The organism is Paenimyroides viscosum (genome assembly GCF_003858535.1).
GTDB classification, from domain to species: Bacteria; Bacteroidota; Bacteroidia; order Flavobacteriales; family Flavobacteriaceae; genus Flavobacterium; species Flavobacterium viscosum.
In genome coordinates this window covers 72,029-90,107 of record NZ_RQTJ01000010.1, presented here as the reverse complement: position 1 = coordinate 90,107, position 18,079 = coordinate 72,029, and the positions used below count along the sequence as shown (strand labels likewise).

Here is an 18,079-nt window from a genome sequence, read left to right as displayed (position 1 = left end):
TTTCATACGTCAAAAATAAGATTTTATGCTTAACTTTAACTAGAAGCTAAGTTAGTATATCCATACTTGTATAGTAAGTTTAGGATTACGATCAATTGGTGTATAACTATAACAGGATTTAATTAAAATATGTATAGTTATTTTAGGACGGGTCACCGAAAAATATTCTAAAATAGCAAAGGGTAGGATGCTCCGTAGATAAAGCATAGCAAAGGCTACCTTAGTGCATGAAACACATTTTCGGTGAAAATATATATAAATAGAAAATTCGACTATCTTTCTTTAAAATAGCCGAATTTTCCACATTCTGTATAATGGTATATTTTATGCGTGAAACTTACTTTTTTAATAGTTGCTCCAAGTAGGTAGTTTTCTCTTTTTCTGCCTGTAAAAGGCGCTCGTACAATTTCTTGTTTTCATCGTACGCTTCTACTAGTTTGTCTAAAGGATTGAAGGTTGGATTGTACAAATTCTTCACTGCGGAAGACTCATCTTGAAAAGTATTATGTGAAATTATATTAATCATTCTTTCGTCCGAATATTCTTTAATTGCGTTTGCAGGTACTTCTAATGCGTTGGCAATTTCGTTTAGCTTCGCATCTTCCAATTCTTCTGTATTCTCTATCACCGACATCTTCTGCTGGCTGATGCCTAGCAGTTCTGCAAGTGTTTCCTGTTTCATTTCTTTCATTTCGCGTATGCGGCTGATGTTGCGTCCAATATGTTTTTTCACAGTAGTCTCCATAATCAGTATTGTTGGTTATTCAAATATAGGTAAAATTTGTTATGTTCTTGCAACCAACTTATGTAATTGCAGTCAAACATTAAAAAAATTATTCCCGTAAACCACTGTTATGGTAAAAGACCATTTCTTCCAATGACGAAAGAATGTCTGTAATCATTGGAAAGCTATTAAAAACTCAAACTCTTATCCTTCGCCGATTTTACCTGATAACCAAAACGTATTTTCTTTGTTTCGTTTGGTTTTAAATTAACCTCCCAAGTAAGTTTGCCTTTTTCCACATCTGTTGTGGAACCACCTTTATCTGACAAAGTAATTTCGATGTCGGTATTACTGCTTATTGGAATTTGATCTTCAACAATAATGCTTATGTTTTCTTTTTTGTTATTTCGGATCGATATTTCATAAACAAAATCCTGTACTTTACGAGACGATAAGGTTTTGGTTCCCGATTTATCGTTAATCAACGTTCTTGTTACCGATATGTTTTGATCTTTTCCTAAACTTAAGCGCAGTTCGTCTTCGTTGGCATTGGCATTTACATAGGTTTTACCTACATACATTCCTTCAAAAACAACATTAGCTTCGCCAGGTAAAATATTATAGTCACCATAATCTTTAACTTTGGCAATTAAATAGGCGTTGGTATCTAATTTTGGAGTAGTGATATAACTGTAAGTTGCCGGCAGTTGTGTATCTTTCAAGGCGACACTGTGTTGTTTACCATTGCTTAAAATAGTGTACGGAATATCAATATCAAACGTAATGTTTAACTGGCTTTCATTGATTTGAGTGAAATCATTAATTGTTGAAGGAGCTAAAACTTCAGCTACTTCATAATCAGCTCTTCCGGCATTAGAGCTATCATTAAAATCTCTTTGAAGTGTACCTTTAGATGATTTTTGTGAACCACCTGTTTGTTGCCCAAGTGACCTGAGAGTTCCGTTATCATAACCTCTATTTGAAACAATTGGGTAATCAACAAACCAAGGTTGCAGTTGAGGCGCAAAGGTATTTTGATTTGCCGGACCACTTGTTAACGATAATTTTACATTTTTCCAATCGATACCTGTGTTTTGTTGCACCTGCGCTTTGTACAACATATTTATTGGTTCGTTGATTTTATCAATACGCATTTCATAACTCGGTTGCCAGGTTGCCTGATTGGTTAAATACGATATTTCTAAAGGAATGTTGCCCGCCTGATTGCTCATTACGTTTACAATCAATTTTCCTTGACTTGTTTTTTCGGAAGTGGTTTCGTTAAAGGTCAACTTTCCTTTTAAAGCAGTTAATTCTTCTTTTAAAACGGTTTCTTGAAGTTCTAATTTATTGATAGAATTGGACAATTCTGATCGTTTGGTTTTATAAAATTCCAAAAGCTTGGTTAATTCGGCTACCGAAAAATTCTGTGCATTGCTCATAGATTGATTTTTATCTAAAAGCTCTACACTTTTACGCTCTGCCGTCAACTGGTTTTGCAGCGTTTTTAACTCGGTTTCTTTCTTTTTGATTTCTTCTTTAACTGGTTTTACCAAAGGCGAATCCTGATTGTTGTCGTACTCTTCTACATACGCATTGGTAAACTGAACCGACATAACCGTAACATGCTTTGGCACGCCAATTTGTACCGTATTTTCGTTAAGGTAATTGGCAACATTGGTAATAACAATTTCAGAAGTACCTGAAGAAATTTGGGTTGAAGCTTTGTGTTTTAACTCGGCTGCATTATTATAAACTCGTGCCGATTGAATTTGTGCTTGCGTAAAAACCGGTTTTTGTGCATTTGCCGTTATACTGAAAACGATAGCAGCAGGAAACAAAATATTTTTCATGTAAAAATGTTTTAGTTAATGAATAACTTTTTTGTGTAATAAATGATAAATTCATCCTTATAGAATGTATCTTTAATATAAAGAGTATCAAAACACACAAAAGGTTGGGATAAGGTAGTAAATATTTTAAAAAAAAGTTTTTTTAAAGACATTTCGTTCCTTCAAAATAAAAAAATACGGTTTATATCTAAAACAACCCACTTACCAAATCTTCAATTTTCGATACTAAAACCACTTCTATATTTTTAGATTGATAGGTGATTTTATTGTATTTTGATATGTATATTTTTGAAAAACCTAATTTTTCGGCTTCTTGTATGCGTTGATCTACTCGATTTACAGGGCGTATTTCACCCGATAAACCCACTTCGCCTGCAAAACAAAAATCTTTAGAAATAGGATCGTCTTCGTTTGATGAAAGTATCGATGCCACAACCGCCAAATCAATCGCAGGATCATCAACCGAAATTCCGCCTGTTATGTTTAAAAATACGTCTTTCATGCCTAAACGAAAACCGGCTCGTTTTTCCAACACCGCCAAAATCATGTTTAAGCGTTTTAAGTTGTAACCTGTAGCGCTGCGTTGCGGTGTGCCGTAAACTGCTGTACTCACCAACGCCTGCACTTCGATCATTAACGGACGCATAGCTTCTAAAGTTGATGCAATAGCAGTGCCCGATAATTCTTCCTCGCGGTTCGATAATAATATTTCCGACGGATTAGAAACTTCGCGCAAACCTGATCCTAACATTTCGTAAATTCCTAATTCGGCTGTAGATCCAAAACGATTTTTCAAGGCACGAAGAATGCGGTACACATGATTTCGATCACCTTCAAACTGAAGCACAGTATCAACCATGTGCTCTAAAATTTTTGGTCCGGCAATGTTTCCGTCTTTTGTAATATGACCGATTAAAATAACGGGCGTTGATGTTTCTTTTGCAAATTTTATCAGTTCGGCAGTGGTTTCTTTTATTTGAGAAATACTTCCTGCCGATGCTTCGATATAATCGGTATGTAAGGTTTGTATCGAATCGATAATCAATACATCGGGTTCGATTTCTTCTACCTGTTTAAAGATGTTTTGTGTGTTTGTTTCAGTTAGAATATAGCACGAATTGTTGTTTGGATTGATGCGTTCGGCACGCATTTTTATCTGTTTCTGACTTTCTTCGCCCGAAACATACAGCACTTTATAAGGTAATTTTAAAGATAATTGCAACAACAGCGTACTTTTCCCTATTCCGGGCTCGCCGCCTAAAAGAATCATAGATCCGGGAACAATACCACCGCCTAAAACTCGGTTTAATTCCTGATCCAACGTATTTAAACGAACTTCCTGCGTGCTGTCAATTTCAGTAATCAACAAAGGTTTTGCCGTGCGTTTAATTCCTGCTGAAGATTTGGTTTGCCACGCTACTTTTTCTTCTTTCTGAATTACTTCTTCAACAATGGTATTCCACTGTTTACAAGCCCCGCATTGTCCCATCCATTTAGCATATTGGGTACCACAAGACGAGCAGAAAAATGCTGTTTTTACTTTTGCCATTTTTTTAGCTTTAAGTTTTATGCCGTAAGCAATAAGCACAAACTTAAAGCAAACAACTAAAAACTATTTAAAAAACGAATTTACAAATTATTTGGTTTTATTAACGACAGGAAATGTCATGAATGAGCGATTGGAATAAATCAAAGCTCTTTTGATAATTTATTGGGACTTTGTCGGGTATCAAAAATGGTAATTATTTCAATTGATTTTGGGCTTGTTGCTATTCTGTAATAAAAAGTAGTTTGTTTGGTTACTACACATTTATAAAGATTTTTAAAAGCGGAAGATTGCACACAGCTTTGAGGTTGAAGTACAATTTGATTTATTTTTTCTGTCAGTTTATCAATAAAATCTTTCTTTGCTTTTACACCCCAGTTTTCAAGCAGATATTCGGTAAGTTTTAAAAGTTTTTCTTCGGCAGATTTTGATAAAAAAACGTTCATTTTAAGAAATTTTCTTCAAAAAAGAATCGAACGAAACTTTCTTTCCTTCGTTTAACTCTTTTATTCCTTTTTTAATTTCTTGCTGATCTGCCTCGGTTAAATCATCCCAAAAATCGCTTTTTTCTCTTTTGATAAAATCCGAAAGTTTTTGAAGAAACTCCGAATTATCGTTTTCCAAAATAATTTTAAGTAAGGCTAATTTTGTTGCTTGAATATCCATTTTGTAACATCTTTCCTTTCAAAATTACAAAAAATTTTAAAAGATCAATTTAATTTTAATTGATTTTTAGTTCTTTACGATAACTTTTCTTTATTAACAACAGGCAATAATAAAAACGACAATCCGCCTAAAATTACGGTAGCAACCGTTTGTGTTGTCCATAACAACCAGCCAAAAGCAGTACCTGCTGTTAATGCTACGCCGTAAAGCGCTAATATTTTAGCTATTAATAACGGAAAAGCACCAAAACCGCCGTTTGTAAAGCTTATTGCCAAACTACCAACTACAAAAGCAACCATGATGATTCCTAACGATATTTCGCTGGTTTCGGGTAACGCTTTGGTTCCAAAATAAAAAGTAAGCACAAAACCAAACCAAATAACAAAAGTGTGGATAAGAAACGGAATACGATGCGGCATTTTAAAAATGCTCAACATACCTTCTACCAACCCAGTTATTTTTTTACGAATAAAAACGAAAATTTTCCAGTTTGATGTATAAAGTAAATACAAACCTACAATCGCCGATATTACAAAAACACCACCAATTACAACCAACTGTTTAACCGGAATATGCTGTGTAATAAAGCCCATTAACTGTTTGTAGTGCAATAATAATGCTGTTGCTACAAATAGTAAAAGAAAAATTAAATCGATAATACGTTCGGCAATAATGGTTCCGAAACCTTTATCGAACGGAATTTTATCGTATTTCTGAAGAACGGCTGCACGCGACAATTCGCCCGATCTTGGTATTGTTAAGTTCAATAAATATCCGACAGAAATCGCCATAAAATTATTCCAAAAATTAGACTGATAGCCTAAATACTGCAAACTGTATTTCCAACGATAGGCGCGCGATGCGTGACTTACATTCATAAAAAGCAACGATAAACCAATGTATCCGTAGTTTGCTGTTGCAAAATAACTTTTCATTTCGGTAATCTGTTCGGGTGTAAATTGGTTGTAAGCGTAATAAACCAAAAAAACTCCCAACAAAAGTGGGAGTGAAATATTCAGTATTTTTTTTAAAACCTTCAACTATTAAGTTAGCGAATTATTTTCTTCATTAGGAAAAATAATCCAAGGTGAAAATGTTTTAGCTTCTTCAAAATCCATTAAAGCGTACGTGATTACGATGATGATATCATCTTTCTGAACACGACGCGCCGCCGGACCATTCAAGGTAATTTCGCCACTGTTTCTTGGACCCGGAATTGCGTAAGTTTCAAAACGTTCGCCATTGTTGATGTTTACGATTGAAACCTTTTCGCCTTCTATAATGTTCGAGGCTTCCATTAAAGCAATATCTATAGTTATACTGCCAATATAATTTAAATCGGCACCTGTTACTTTAACGCGGTGGATTTTAGATTTTAAAACTTCTATTTGCATGGTGCAAAGTTATAAATTTTTAATTTAATTCAATGTTATCAATTAATCGTACATCTTCTATATGTACTACAATAAATGCACGGTATTTTTTATTAGGTTCTTTTGCAATTGCCGTTTTTAGTGTAGCTTCATCTGCAATTATGAAATATTCTAATGTAAAATCGGGATCGCTTTCAAAGGCATTAACAACAAAATTTTCTGAATCTTTAACATCCTTTTCATTAAAAATAGTTTTTGCGGTTTTAAGCGTTTTGTAGATTAAAGCAGCTTTATCTTTTGCTTGTACAGACAAACGTTCGTTACGTGAGCTCATTGCCAAACCGTTTGCTTCGCGAAAAATTGGACAGCCAATTACATCAATATTCATATTGTTTTTGGCAACCATTTTACGAATTATCTGCAACTGCTGAAAATCTTTTTCACCAAAATAAGCTTTTGTTGGCTGTGTAATTTCGAATAGTTTTTCAACAATAGTTCCAACTCCGTTAAAATGACCCGGACGGTTACTGCCTTCCATTTCGTTATCCAATCCATCATAATCAAAACTTTGCGCAACGGTTTTTCCTTCATAAATATCGTCAACAGTAGGCGCGTAAACAATAATTTTGTCAGAAAGTGATTGTATCAACGCTATATCTTTATCTAAAGTACGTGGATATTTTTCTAAGTCTTCACTATTATTAAATTGTGTTGGATTAACAAAAATACTTGCTACCACAATATCATTTTCTTGTAATGCTTGCTCCAATAATGAAAGATGTCCCTTATGAATTGCTCCCATTGTAGGCACAAATCCTATAGTTTGCTTCGCCTGTTTTAACGGCTGTAAATGCAGTTTTAGCGGGCTTTGTGCATGAAATAGTTTCATGTTCTAATTTTTTAAGTGGATGCAAAATTAGCACATTACTTAACAAGGTAACACATTTTTTCGTAATTTTGCATAATAATAGCATTTTTAATTTAATTAAAGAAGAATGAAAGATAAGAGGATATTGTATGTATCATCTGAAGTAGTGCCTTATTTACCTGAAAATGAAGTTTCACAAGCTTCATTTGACACTCCAAAAATGATTAATGATTTAGGTGGGCAGATCCGTATTTTTATGCCACGATACGGTAGCATCAATGAAAGAAGACATCAATTACATGAAGTTATAAGACTATCGGGTATGAATTTGGTTATCAATGACATGGATATGCCTTTAATTATTAAAGTTGCTTCTATACCAAAAGAAAGAATCCAAGTTTATTTTATTGATAACGACGATTATTTTAAACGCAAAGGTACTTTTGGCGATGAAGCCGATACGCTGTACCATGACAACGACGAGCGCGCTATTTTTTTTGTTAAAGGCGTAGTTGAAACAATTAAAAAATTAAATTGGGTACCCGATGTAATACACGTTCAAGGTTGGATGGCTTCGTTATTGCCACTTTACATGAAAAAGTATTACAACAACGAAAGTATATTTGCCGACACTAAGATAATTACGTCTATTTTCGAAGCTGGTTTTGATGGTAAATTATCAGAAAATATGTTTGAAAAAGTAGCTTTTGATGAATTTAACGAAGAAGACATTACTTCTTTAAAAGAAGCTACGTTTATTAATATCATGAAGAATGCCATTAACCATTCAGACGGTATTGTAATATCTTCAAAAGAGATCTCAGAAGATTTAACAAATTATATACAAAATTCAAACAAACCTTTTTTACCTTTCGACGCGAAAGAAAAAATGAAGGATTTTTATCCTGAATTCTATCTGCATAAGGTTTAATTTAAAAGCATCTATGAAAAAAAAGTCGATTGTTAAATTCATATTATTTTCTGTTTTATCGATAACTGCCATTTCTTGTGAACAAGAATTTACCGAAATGGGATCTGAAGTTATTGATAACGACCAGTTTGGATTTGATAAATATTTGGTTCAAAACATTGTTACAACAAACAGCGAAGCTGGTATTGCCAATACTCGTAATTTACCCGTAAATAACTTAGGGGTTTATACACATAGTGCATTTGGTAAAACCGCAGCACACTTTGTTACCCAAATTGAAATGAAAAACAATACCGATTTAAGTCTAATTGGAGACAATCCAGTATTAGACTCGGTGTACGTATACATTCCTTTTACAAGCAGTGTGTCTTCTACAGATTCAGAAGGGAATCGTTCTTTCAACGTATCAAACCTATACGGCAATGGTAAGTTTATGCTAAATGTGTACGAAAACGGATACTATTTACGCGCTACCGATCCAACCAATGATTTTGATACACAGTTTTATTATGCCGATGAAAAACCGATCTTTGATCAACATAAAAAAGGTGTAAACGGCACGGATAGATTAAATAATTCTACCAATACCGCACAAAATACCGAATTTACTTTCAATAAAAATGAAATTAAACTTTTTGCTTATAAAGCAGATGGCACTGTGCAGGAAGAAAATGGCAAACCAAAAGTTAAAGAGCGTTTAACTCCGGGAATTTGGTTAGATTTAGATAAAAATTACTTTCAAACAAAGTTTTTTGAAGGCAACAAGCACAAATCTTTAATAAACAACGGACTTTTAAAAGAGTATTTTCGTGGTTTGTATTTTGAAGCTGTTGATACCAACAACCAAAACGCCTTAGCGCAACTAGACTTAAGCAAGGGAAAAGTGGTGTTTGTTTATAAAGTAGACGGTGCTGTAGACAGCCAAACCAATCAACCAAAACGCGAGCGTAAAACCTACGAATTTAACATAGGCTATTTAGATGGTGCTTCTACAGCAAATACTTCCACAACCGTTAATTTATTAGAGAATAATTTTGATTTAGACAACAATTCTTCTGGTAACATTTGGCTTAAAGGTGGCGGAAAAAGCAGCTTTGCAACTATTTCACTTTTTGGAAACGATAGTGATAACAACGGTAAAGCAGATGAGTTAGATACCTTAATAAAAAACAAATGGCTGGTTAACCAAGCATTATTAACGCTTTATGTAGATCATACTGCAACGGGTTTAGATACTATTTCTACACCAAGACAACTATATTTGTACGATTATAAAAACAACAAAGTTATTGCAGATTATTTAGCTGATACATCAACAACGGGTAAACCAATTTATGGTGGTAGTTTAAACAAATCTAACAAATCTGCTTATAAATACCAATTTAGGGTAACAGAGCATATTAACAACCTTATACAAAAAGATTCTACAAACGTACCTTTAGCATTGGTTGTTGCAAATGATATTACCAACCCATTAATGAATCCGTTAAAAGGATCAACTAAAAAAATACCTTTAACAGCCACAATGAACCCGTTTGGAACCGTTATTTACGCTCCAAACGCATCAAACACTGCTGTTAGAATGAAACTAGAAATTTATTACACCAAAGAAAACTAATTATGTGTGGAATTGTAGGTTATATTGGACCAAGAGAAGCTTATCCTATCATTATTAAAGGATTAAAGCGTTTAGAATATAGAGGATATGACAGTGCCGGAGTTGCATTATACGACGGTGAAAAATTCATATCCAGCAAAACAAAAGGCAAAGTTTCCGATTTGGAAAAAAGAGCCGAAGAAGAAAATACTTTTAAAGGATCAATGGGAATTGGTCATACACGTTGGGCTACACACGGAGTTCCAAACGATGTAAACTCACACCCACATTTTTCAAATTCTGGTGAATTAGTGATTATCCACAACGGAATTATTGAAAACTACGAACCTTTAAAACAAGAATTAATCAATCGTGGTTATACTTTTAAGTCTGATACTGATACAGAAGTATTAGTAAACCTTATAGAAGACATTCAAAAAAACAAAGGTTTAAAACTTGGCAAAGCAGTTCAGGTTGCATTAAACCAAGTGGTAGGTGCATACGCAATCTGTGTGATGGATATTAAAAAACCAAACGAAATTGTTGCGGCACGTTTAGGTAGTCCGTTGGCAATTGGTATTGGTGAAGGTGAGTTTTTTGTAGCTTCAGATGCTTCTCCGTTTATCGAATACACAAACAATGCGATTTATTTGGAAGATGAAGAAATGGCGATTATCCGTTTACACAAACCAATTAAAATCCGTAAGATAAAATCAGACAGTGAAGTAAGTCCGTACATTCAAGAGTTACAGTTAAATTTGGAGCAAATTGAAAAAGGCGGTTACGATCATTTCATGTTAAAAGAAATTTACGAACAACCACAAGTTATTCGTGATACCTTCCGCGGACGTTTATTAAGCGACCAAGGTTTGATAAAAATGGCAGGAATTGAAGATAATTTAAACAAATTTATCAACGCAAAACGCATTATTATTGCAGCTTGCGGTACCTCATGGCATGCAGGTTTAGTAGCAGAATACATGATTGAAGAATTTGCACGCATTCCTGTGGAAGTAGAATACGCATCAGAATTCCGTTACAGAAACCCAATCATTAACGCAGACGACGTGGTTATTGCCATTTCGCAATCTGGTGAAACGGCTGATACTTTAGCAGCTATTAAATTAGCTAAAGAAAAAGGAGCCTTTGTTTTTGGTGTATGTAACGTAGTTGGATCTTCTATTTCTCGTGAAACACATGCAGGTGCTTATACACATGCAGGTCCAGAAATTGGTGTAGCATCAACAAAAGCATTCACAACACAAATTACGGTTTTGGCATTAATCGCATTGCGTTTGGCTAAAGCAAAAGGAACCATGTCGCAGTCTGATTATTTAAGAAATTTAATTGAATTAGAACTAATTCCTGAAAAAGTTCAAGAGGCATTATTAGAAAACGATAAGATTTTAGAGATTGCTAAAATTTATAAAGATGCGCCTAACTGTTTGTTTTTAGGTCGTGGATTTAATTTCCCTGTTGCTTTGGAAGGCGCTTTGAAACTGAAAGAAATTTCGTACATACACGCAGAAGGATATCCGGCTGCCGAAATGAAACACGGACCAATTGCTTTGATCGACGAAAACATGCCGGTTATTGTAATTGCACCACAGCAAAATCATTACGATAAGGTTGTTAGTAACATTCAAGAGATTAAAGCACGAAGTGGAAAAATCATTGCATTGGTATCAAAAGGTGACGAACAAGTTAAAAATCTTGCCGATCATATTATTGAAATGCCAAATTCAACCGAAGCGTTAACATCTATCATTGCTACCATTCCATTACAGTTGTTATCATACCATGTAGCTGTTTTACGCGGCACTAACGTAGATCAACCAAGGAATTTAGCCAAATCGGTTACCGTAGAATAATTTAAAAATGACGAGCACAAACAGAGTTCGTCATTTTTTATAGAAAATATTAATTAGGGCTATTTATTATTACAAAAAAAAACTATCTTTGCACATCGAAAAAAGTCGTTTTTTCACAATTGATAATTAGCTGTTAAATAAATACATAAGCAATGTCTAAAGTTACAGGAAAAGTTGCACAAATTATCGGACCAGTAGTTGACGTAGTTTTTGATACTACATCTGCTGCATTACCGAAAATTTACGATTCATTAGAAGTTACTAAAGCCGATGGATCAAAATTAGTTTTAGAAGTTCAATCACACGTTGGTGAAGATACCGTACGTACAATCTCTATGGATTCTACCGATGGTTTAAGCCGTGGAACAGCGGTTGTTTCTTTAGGTTCGCCTATTCAAATGCCAATTGGTAAAGAAGTTTTTGGACGTTTGTTCAACGTGGTAGGTGATCCTATCGACGGATTAGAAGCGTTACCAAAAACAGGTGAAAATGGTTTACCAATTCACCGTCCTGCTCCAAAATTCGAAGATTTATCAACATCATCAGAAGTTTTATTTACAGGTATCAAAGTAATCGATTTGATCGAACCTTATGCAAAAGGTGGTAAAATTGGTTTATTTGGTGGTGCCGGTGTAGGTAAAACCGTATTAATTCAAGAGTTAATTAACAATATCGCAAAAGGTCACGGAGGTTTATCTGTATTTGCTGGTGTTGGTGAACGTACTCGTGAAGGAAACGATTTATTACGTGAGATGTTAGAGTCTGGTATTATTAAATATGGTGACGATTTCATGCATTCTATGGAAAATGGAGGATGGGATTTAACTAAAGTTGATAAAGCCGGAATGATGGATTCTAAAGCAACTTTCGTATTCGGACAAATGAACGAACCACCTGGAGCACGTGCACGTGTTGCTTTATCTGGTTTAACAATTGCTGAATATTTCCGTGACGGAGCTGGTGATGGTCAAGGTAAAGACGTATTGTTCTTCGTTGACAACATCTTCCGTTTTACACAAGCTGGTTCTGAAGTATCTGCATTATTAGGTCGTATGCCTTCTGCAGTAGGTTACCAACCAACTTTAGCAACAGAAATGGGTGCAATGCAAGAGCGTATTACATCAACAAAAACAGGATCTATTACATCGGTACAGGCGGTTTACGTTCCTGCGGATGATTTAACTGACCCTGCTCCAGCAACAACATTTGCTCACTTAGATGCTACTACGGTATTATCTCGTAAAATTTCAGAGTTAGGTATTTATCCTGCGGTAGATCCATTAGATTCTACTTCACGTATCTTAACTCCAGAAATCTTAGGTAAAGAGCACTATGCTTGTGCACAACGCGTAAAAGAGATCTTACAAAAATATAAAGAGTTGCAAGACATTATTGCGATTTTAGGTATGGAAGAGTTATCAGAAGCTGATAAATTAGCCGTTCACCGCGCACGTCGTGTACAACGTTTCTTATCACAACCTTTCCACGTAGCTGAACAGTTTACAGGTATTCCTGGAGTATTGGTTGATATTAAAGAAACAATTAAAGGATTTAACATGATTATTGATGGTGAATTAGATCATTTACCAGAAGCAGCGTTCAACTTAAAAGGTTCAATTGAAGATGCAATTGAAGCTGGAGAAAAAATGTTAGCGGAAGCATAATCACTAAAAACAATTTATTATGATTTTAGAAATTGTTTCACCAGAGGCTACACTATTTAAAGGTCAAGTTACCGCAGTGTCTGTTCCTGGAATCAATGGTGAGTTTCAAATGTTAAGTAACCACGCACCAATTGTTTCTTTATTAACAGAAGGAAGAATTAAAATTGCAGGTACCAACTTACAGTTAGAACCACAATTTGAAAACCGATTTGAAAAAATTGACAACAATACTTATTACTTGCCAATTAAATCGGGAACACTTGAATTAAAAGATAACAAGATAAATATCTTAGCAAATTAAATAGAAATCCAACTCAATTGAGTTGGTTTTTTGCTTTAAGAGCTTTCTACTAACTTTGACAAGGTTCTTGTGTTAAGAAAGAAGCATAAAAAAGCACCTTATTTTAAGGTGCTAATTTTTTGTAACATAATATCTTGTTGTAAAATCCAATTGTAGTAGGCGTTATCATCGTATAATTGGTGCGTATATTCTGCAACTAAATAAAACATGATATTTGTTTTATGGCGATCTAAATTAAACGTTAAACCACTAAATTTTAAATACGCCTTTAATTCGTTAAAGTACTTAGGATCTTTATAAATTTTGTCTGCAACTTGCGCTGGCGTTAATCCCTCTAATAAAGAGCGTTCTTTTTCAATTTCTTGAAAAACATAATAACTAACCAATGAAGTTTTCATTAAAAGCTGTATAGCATCTTCCCCGTGTTTGTTTTTTAAAGGAATAAATACATCAGGTACAATTCCGCCACCGCCAAAAACAACGCGCCCTTTTGTAGTTTTAAACTTTAAACTATCAGCTAAATGTATACTGTCTTTAGAATATAGTTCGCCCGACTTAAAACGATTACTTAAATCGCTGTTGTACTCGTCTAATCCATCATTATATGGTTTTTGGATAGATCTACCCGATGGCGTATAATAACGCGCTGTGGTTAAACGAACGGCAGATCCGTCGCCCAGATACATTTCTCTTTGTACCAATCCTTTTCCGTAAGATCTTCTTCCAACAATAGTTCCGCGATCATTATCCTGAATAGCACCCGCAATAATTTCACTTGCCGATGCTGAATTTTCATTGATTAGAACGAACAGCTTTTTATCGGTAAACAAACCTTTGCTTGATGCTTTTGTAATTTTTACGTTTCCTTTTTTATTAACCGTTTTTACAATTACTTCGTTTCCTTTTAAAAAGTCATCGGCAATTTGTATCGCAGGCTCCATATAACCGCCTCCGTTTTCACGAAGATCCAAAACAAGTTCCTCAATGCCTTGTTTTAGTAACGATTCTAATCCGGCTTTAAATTCGGTATAAGTAGTTTCGGCAAATCGGTTAATTTTAATATATCCGGTTTTCTCGTTTACTTTTATGGCAACATCAACACTTTTTAAAGGTACTTCACCACGAGTAATTTCAACATCGAAAAACTTATTGGCAGATTTTCTGTAAACTTTTAGCAAGGCTTTAGAACCGGCATTTCCTTTTAACAGATTAATGATAGAATCGTTTGATAAACCTTGATTAAATAGTTGCACCTTTTCTGCATACAAAATACGGTCACCGGCTTTTAAACCAGCTCTATCAGACGGACCGCCAGGCAATGGTTTTACAACCGCCAACGTATCGTTTAAAACATAATAATTAATACCAATTCCTACAAAAGAACCTTTCATTACGTTTTGAACCTCATCAAACTCAGACTTTGAAATATAAATAGAATGTGGATCAAGCTGTGCCAAAATATTATTAACCGTCATATCAATAATTGAATCGGTATTCACGTTGTCTACGTATTCTTGTTCAATTAAATCAATAAGTTTATTCAATTTCACACGACCTTTGTCTTCTTTAACAGAAAAAGGTGCGCCGTTCTTGGTGAAAAATCCACCTAAAACAATACCTGCCGCTAAAGAGCCCATTGTAATTAAAGGCCACAAATAATTTTTCTTATTCATACAACAAAGAGCTTATATCCTCTATCTGAACCACTTCTACTCCAGCTCTCTTTAAAAAATCAATACCAGCTAAATCTTTATAACTATTTTGATACACAACGCGAACAATTCCAGATTGGTGAATTAATTTACTACAATCTTTGCACGGACTCATTGTAATGTATAATGTTGCATTATCACAGGATTGTGTGGATTTTGCAACTTTTAATATAGCATTTGCTTCGGCATGAAGCACATACCATTTTGTTTTACCTTCGTCATCTTCACAGCAGTTTTCGAAACCAGAAGGTGTTCCGTTGTATCCATCGGAAATAATCATTTTATCTTTAACGATAATAGCACCAACTTTTTTTCGCTGACAATAAGACAACTGCCCCCACTCTTTCGCAATCTTAAGATAGGCTTTGTCGTACTTATTCAACTTTTCATGGTTTGTCATAAATTGTAAAAACGAGAAATTAAATTTTTTTAACAAAAATTTGGTAGTGCAAAATTACATAAAATTCCATTTCAAATTATTTAAAATAGATATAAATATTCCAAAAAAACCAAAAAAAATTTTGATTTTAAAAATTGCTAATTAAGTTATATTTTTCATTAAAAAAATGTGCTTTATTATTTTTTTTGTTAATTTTAAGTATTAACAGTAAAAATCGAAATTATGTTGTATCAAGATATATATGATAGTGGTTTTAAGGAACGTAACAAGGGGCATTTTGCATCTATTGTAAGAGTGGCATATAACGATGGAGAGTACACCAAAACCGAACGCGCCTTTATTGATGCCTTGGCAAACAAATTAGATATAAGCGACGAAGATTACAAAGCCATTTTAAAAAATCCAAATGGCTACCCAGTAAACCCGCCCTATTTACAAGAACATCGTATTGAGCGTTTGTTCGATTTGGCGCGAATGGTTTTTATCAACCATATTTTAGGACCAGAACAAAAGGCTACCTTGCGTAAATTTACATCGGCTTTAGGTTTCGTGGGCGATATTCCAGCTATAACCGATAAAGCATTAAGCTTGTTGGTTATGGAATATGATTTAGATAACTTTAAACAAGAAATGGATGTTTACATAAAAAACAAAAAAAAAGCGAGTTAAAAAACTCGCTTTTTTACAACCTTTCATTCTAAGAAAAATACAATAGTACTAACTACTCTAGCTTTTTGTAGATAAGGTTGTTTTGGACTTTCAGACGGCTCTGTGCCTTCACCTTCATAATAACTGTAATTTCCTACAATAGAAATTTGACCTTGTGAGGCTGTTTTTATCTTACCTAACTGTGCTTGTGAATCATTTGCAAATTGCTCACCCGCAATACGGGCATTCTTTGTACTTTCGGCAATTAGCTTAGGTTTTATAGTGTTTAATTCCGGAAAAGTGTAAGCTATATTTACGTTCGAAGTTAAATCTTTACTTATTAGATCTAATTCAATTTTTGATGTTTTACTTTCCAATTCTTCAACTTTATCAGATTTTATAGAAATGCTTTGCGCGGCAGCGTATCTATCTACTTTCACCTGTACCTCTTTTCCGCCTCTCCATTCGGTTAAATAATATGTTTGACGATCAGTAACACCTAAGTTACTTAGCCTTATATCGTTTTTAGCATAGCCAACACTTTCTAAATACGCAACAACATTGTTTCTTTTAACTTCTGTTTGACTTATTACAGCTTTTAAATCATCGCCCGAAAAAGAAAAGCTTAATGTAACCCAAGCCGATGTAGCTTTCATTTCCATTTCAGCAAGCCCCTTTACAGCAACCACACGGTCTCTATCGCTAAATGTTTTAAGTCCTTTAAAGATGAAAAAACCCAGTAAAAAAAGCCCTACTATTATTGAGATGCTTAGAACGATTGATCTTGATTCGCTTCTATTTTCCATATTTTTTTTGATTTGTCTTCTTGCTAATTTACAAAAAAAATAGCCTGAATTTCTTCAGACTATTTAAATATGTTTACAAATAACTTTCTAATTTATCTACCATATTTTTACTTCCGCAAAAAATAGGCACACGTTGGTGCAGTTCTGTAGGTTCAATTTCCAAAATACGTTGCGTTCCACTAGTTGCTTTTCCGCCGGCTTGTTCAATAATCATTGCTAACGGATTACATTCATATAACAAACGTAATTTTCCGTTTGGTTTAGAAGTAGTTCCTGGATACATATAAATACCGCCTTTTAAAATATTTCTGTGCACATCGGCAACCAAACTACCAATGTAACGTGAACTGTAAGGCTTTTTAGAAGTATCGTCTTTACAAAAAGCAACATAATCTTTTACACCTTGTTCAAACTGATTGAAATTCCCTTCGTTTACAGAAAATATTGCTCCGTCTTCACTGATCTTCATATCAGGATGCGATAAAAAGAAGGTTCCTAATGATGGATCTAACGTAAAACCGTTTACACCATTACCTGTTGTATAAACCAACATGGTGCTTGATCCGTAAATAACGTAACCTGCCGCTACTTGATTAATTCCTTTTTGAAGAAAATCTGCTTGAGTTACCGGTGTTCCGCTATCTGAAATTCTACGGTAAACAGAAAAAATGGTTCCAACCGAAACATTCACGTCTATATTCGATGATCCGTCTAAAGGATCCATTAACAACACATATTTGTTATTATTGTTACCGTCTGCACCGCAAATAGTAATAAAATCGTCGTTTTCTTCTGATGCAATTCCACAAACAATCTCACGGTTAATTAATGTTTGAATAAAAACATCGTTCGCAAAAACATCTAATTTCTGTTGTTGTTCACCTTGAATATTTTCACTACCAAAAGCCCCATTGATATCAACCAAACCTGCCTGATTTACTTTTTGAGCTACAATTTTTGAAGCCAAACGTATTGAGTTCATTAAACGCGATAATTCACCCGAAGAATACGGAAAATCTTCTTGTTTTTTAATTATAAATTCACCTAAAGTAATAAATCTTTCTTCCATAAGTTGTGTTGTAAAAAGTGGTACAAATATCGGTAAAATGTGTTTACAAA

The 18,079-nt window shown here is 34.3% G+C and carries 18 protein-coding genes; 6 read left to right on the top strand and 12 right to left on the bottom strand.

Annotated features, from left to right (window positions below):
- Positions 1-337 precede the first annotated feature (337 nt).
- The 8 genes from EG242_RS06685 to panC all read right to left on the bottom strand — a co-directional run bounded on the left by EG242_RS06685 (position 338) and on the right by panC (position 7,051).
- Positions 338-745: a helix-turn-helix domain-containing protein gene (locus EG242_RS06685; protein WP_124899128.1), complete on the bottom strand. Its 408-nt coding sequence runs from the start codon at positions 743-745 to the stop codon at positions 338-340.
- Positions 746-912: 167 nt separating this feature from the next.
- Entirely contained in the window at positions 913-2,577 is a 1,665-nt protein-coding gene (locus EG242_RS06680; protein WP_124899127.1) for a DUF4139 domain-containing protein, read from the bottom strand.
- A gap of 187 nt (positions 2,578-2,764) precedes the next feature.
- Complete coding sequence (gene radA, locus EG242_RS06675) at positions 2,765-4,126, bottom strand: DNA repair protein RadA (protein WP_124899126.1); 1,362 nt, start codon at positions 4,124-4,126, stop codon at positions 2,765-2,767.
- 140 nt (positions 4,127-4,266) lie between these two features.
- Positions 4,267-4,569 carry a type II toxin-antitoxin system RelE/ParE family toxin gene (locus tag EG242_RS06670; protein WP_124899125.1) on the bottom strand — a complete coding sequence of 101 codons (303 nt, stop codon included), beginning with the start codon at positions 4,567-4,569 and terminating at the stop codon, positions 4,267-4,269.
- Position 4,570: 1 nt separating this feature from the next.
- On the bottom strand, positions 4,571-4,789 hold the full coding sequence (locus tag EG242_RS06665; protein ID WP_124899124.1) for a hypothetical protein: 219 nt from the start codon (positions 4,787-4,789) through the stop codon (positions 4,571-4,573).
- 74 nt (positions 4,790-4,863) lie between these two features.
- On the bottom strand, positions 4,864-5,787 hold the full coding sequence (locus EG242_RS06660) for a lysylphosphatidylglycerol synthase transmembrane domain-containing protein (protein ID WP_235831883.1): 924 nt from the start codon (positions 5,785-5,787) through the stop codon (positions 4,864-4,866).
- Between the two features lie 45 nt (positions 5,788-5,832).
- On the bottom strand, positions 5,833-6,183 hold the full coding sequence (gene panD, locus EG242_RS06655) for an aspartate 1-decarboxylase (protein WP_124899122.1): 351 nt from the start codon (positions 6,181-6,183) through the stop codon (positions 5,833-5,835).
- A 19-nt stretch (positions 6,184-6,202) separates the two neighbouring features.
- The gene (gene panC, locus EG242_RS06650) at positions 6,203-7,051 is read right to left on the bottom strand and encodes a pantoate--beta-alanine ligase (RefSeq protein ID WP_124899121.1); all 849 of its coding nucleotides are present in this window, start codon (positions 7,049-7,051) and stop codon (positions 6,203-6,205) included.
- Positions 7,052-7,157: 106 nt separating this feature from the next.
- Here panC and EG242_RS06645 point away from each other — a divergent pair, with 106 nt between their 5' ends.
- From EG242_RS06645 to EG242_RS06625, 5 genes are all read left to right on the top strand, one after another.
- On the top strand, positions 7,158-7,961 hold the full coding sequence (locus EG242_RS06645; protein WP_124899120.1) for a glycogen/starch synthase: 804 nt from the start codon (positions 7,158-7,160) through the stop codon (positions 7,959-7,961).
- 13 nt (positions 7,962-7,974) lie between these two features.
- On the top strand, positions 7,975-9,579 hold the full coding sequence (locus EG242_RS06640; protein WP_124899119.1) for a DUF4270 domain-containing protein: 1,605 nt from the start codon (positions 7,975-7,977) through the stop codon (positions 9,577-9,579).
- Positions 9,580-9,581: 2 nt separating this feature from the next.
- The gene (gene glmS, locus EG242_RS06635) at positions 9,582-11,429 is read left to right on the top strand and encodes a glutamine--fructose-6-phosphate transaminase (isomerizing) (RefSeq protein WP_124899118.1); all 1,848 of its coding nucleotides are present in this window, start codon (positions 9,582-9,584) and stop codon (positions 11,427-11,429) included.
- Between the two features lie 152 nt (positions 11,430-11,581).
- Positions 11,582-13,093 carry a F0F1 ATP synthase subunit beta gene (gene atpD, locus EG242_RS06630; RefSeq protein WP_124899117.1) on the top strand — a complete coding sequence of 504 codons (1,512 nt, stop codon included), beginning with the start codon at positions 11,582-11,584 and terminating at the stop codon, positions 13,091-13,093.
- A gap of 19 nt (positions 13,094-13,112) precedes the next feature.
- Entirely contained in the window at positions 13,113-13,394 is a 282-nt protein-coding gene (locus EG242_RS06625) for a F0F1 ATP synthase subunit epsilon (RefSeq protein ID WP_124899116.1), read from the top strand.
- Positions 13,395-13,492: 98 nt separating this feature from the next.
- On the opposite strand, the gene EG242_RS06620 is transcribed toward EG242_RS06625, so the two are convergent.
- Both EG242_RS06620 and EG242_RS06615 read right to left on the bottom strand, forming a co-directional pair.
- On the bottom strand, positions 13,493-15,067 hold the full coding sequence (locus EG242_RS06620) for a S41 family peptidase (protein ID WP_124899115.1): 1,575 nt from the start codon (positions 15,065-15,067) through the stop codon (positions 13,493-13,495).
- A complete protein-coding gene (locus EG242_RS06615) occupies positions 15,060-15,506 on the bottom strand; it encodes a deoxycytidylate deaminase (protein ID WP_124899114.1) in 447 nt (148 codons plus the stop codon). Before EG242_RS06615 ends, EG242_RS06620 begins: the two co-directional genes overlap by 8 nt.
- A gap of 222 nt (positions 15,507-15,728) precedes the next feature.
- Here EG242_RS06615 and EG242_RS06610 point away from each other — a divergent pair, with 222 nt between their 5' ends.
- Positions 15,729-16,175, top strand: coding sequence for a TerB family tellurite resistance protein (locus EG242_RS06610; protein ID WP_124899113.1), 447 nt, complete (start codon positions 15,729-15,731; stop codon positions 16,173-16,175).
- A 23-nt stretch (positions 16,176-16,198) separates the two neighbouring features.
- Here EG242_RS06610 and EG242_RS06605 read toward each other — a convergent pair whose 3' ends face one another.
- Together EG242_RS06605 and fbp are read right to left on the bottom strand one after the other, a co-directional pair.
- A complete protein-coding gene (locus EG242_RS06605; protein WP_124899112.1) occupies positions 16,199-16,960 on the bottom strand; it encodes an SIMPL domain-containing protein in 762 nt (253 codons plus the stop codon).
- A 73-nt stretch (positions 16,961-17,033) separates the two neighbouring features.
- The gene (gene fbp, locus EG242_RS06600; RefSeq protein ID WP_124899111.1) at positions 17,034-18,029 is read right to left on the bottom strand and encodes a class 1 fructose-bisphosphatase; all 996 of its coding nucleotides are present in this window, start codon (positions 18,027-18,029) and stop codon (positions 17,034-17,036) included.
- Positions 18,030-18,079: the final 50 nt, after the last annotated feature.

Bases quoted from the DNA above. Each gene is read 5' to 3' on its own strand.
- EG242_RS06685 (WP_124899128.1), bottom strand. From the start codon at position 745: ATGGAGACTACTGTGAAAAAACATATTGGACGCAACATCAGCCGCATA.
- EG242_RS06680 (WP_124899127.1), bottom strand. From the start codon at position 2,577: ATGAAAAATATTTTGTTTCCTGCTGCTATCGTTTTCAGTATAACGGCA.
- radA (WP_124899126.1), bottom strand. From the start codon at position 4,126: ATGGCAAAAGTAAAAACAGCATTTTTCTGCTCGTCTTGTGGTACCCAA.
- EG242_RS06670 (WP_124899125.1), bottom strand. From the start codon at position 4,569: ATGAACGTTTTTTTATCAAAATCTGCCGAAGAAAAACTTTTAAAACTT.
- EG242_RS06665 (WP_124899124.1), bottom strand. From the start codon at position 4,789: ATGGATATTCAAGCAACAAAATTAGCCTTACTTAAAATTATTTTGGAA.
- panD (WP_124899122.1), bottom strand. From the start codon at position 6,183: ATGCAAATAGAAGTTTTAAAATCTAAAATCCACCGCGTTAAAGTAACA.
- panC (WP_124899121.1), bottom strand. From the start codon at position 7,051: ATGAAACTATTTCATGCACAAAGCCCGCTAAAACTGCATTTACAGCCG.
- EG242_RS06645 (WP_124899120.1), top strand. From the start codon at position 7,158: ATGAAAGATAAGAGGATATTGTATGTATCATCTGAAGTAGTGCCTTAT.
- EG242_RS06640 (WP_124899119.1), top strand. From the start codon at position 7,975: ATGAAAAAAAAGTCGATTGTTAAATTCATATTATTTTCTGTTTTATCG.
- glmS (WP_124899118.1), top strand. From the start codon at position 9,582: ATGTGTGGAATTGTAGGTTATATTGGACCAAGAGAAGCTTATCCTATC.
- atpD (WP_124899117.1), top strand. From the start codon at position 11,582: ATGTCTAAAGTTACAGGAAAAGTTGCACAAATTATCGGACCAGTAGTT.
- EG242_RS06625 (WP_124899116.1), top strand. From the start codon at position 13,113: ATGATTTTAGAAATTGTTTCACCAGAGGCTACACTATTTAAAGGTCAA.
- EG242_RS06620 (WP_124899115.1), bottom strand. From the start codon at position 15,067: ATGAATAAGAAAAATTATTTGTGGCCTTTAATTACAATGGGCTCTTTA.
- EG242_RS06615 (WP_124899114.1), bottom strand. From the start codon at position 15,506: ATGACAAACCATGAAAAGTTGAATAAGTACGACAAAGCCTATCTTAAG.
- EG242_RS06610 (WP_124899113.1), top strand. From the start codon at position 15,729: ATGTTGTATCAAGATATATATGATAGTGGTTTTAAGGAACGTAACAAG.
- EG242_RS06605 (WP_124899112.1), bottom strand. From the start codon at position 16,960: ATGGAAAATAGAAGCGAATCAAGATCAATCGTTCTAAGCATCTCAATA.
- fbp (WP_124899111.1), bottom strand. From the start codon at position 18,029: ATGGAAGAAAGATTTATTACTTTAGGTGAATTTATAATTAAAAAACAA.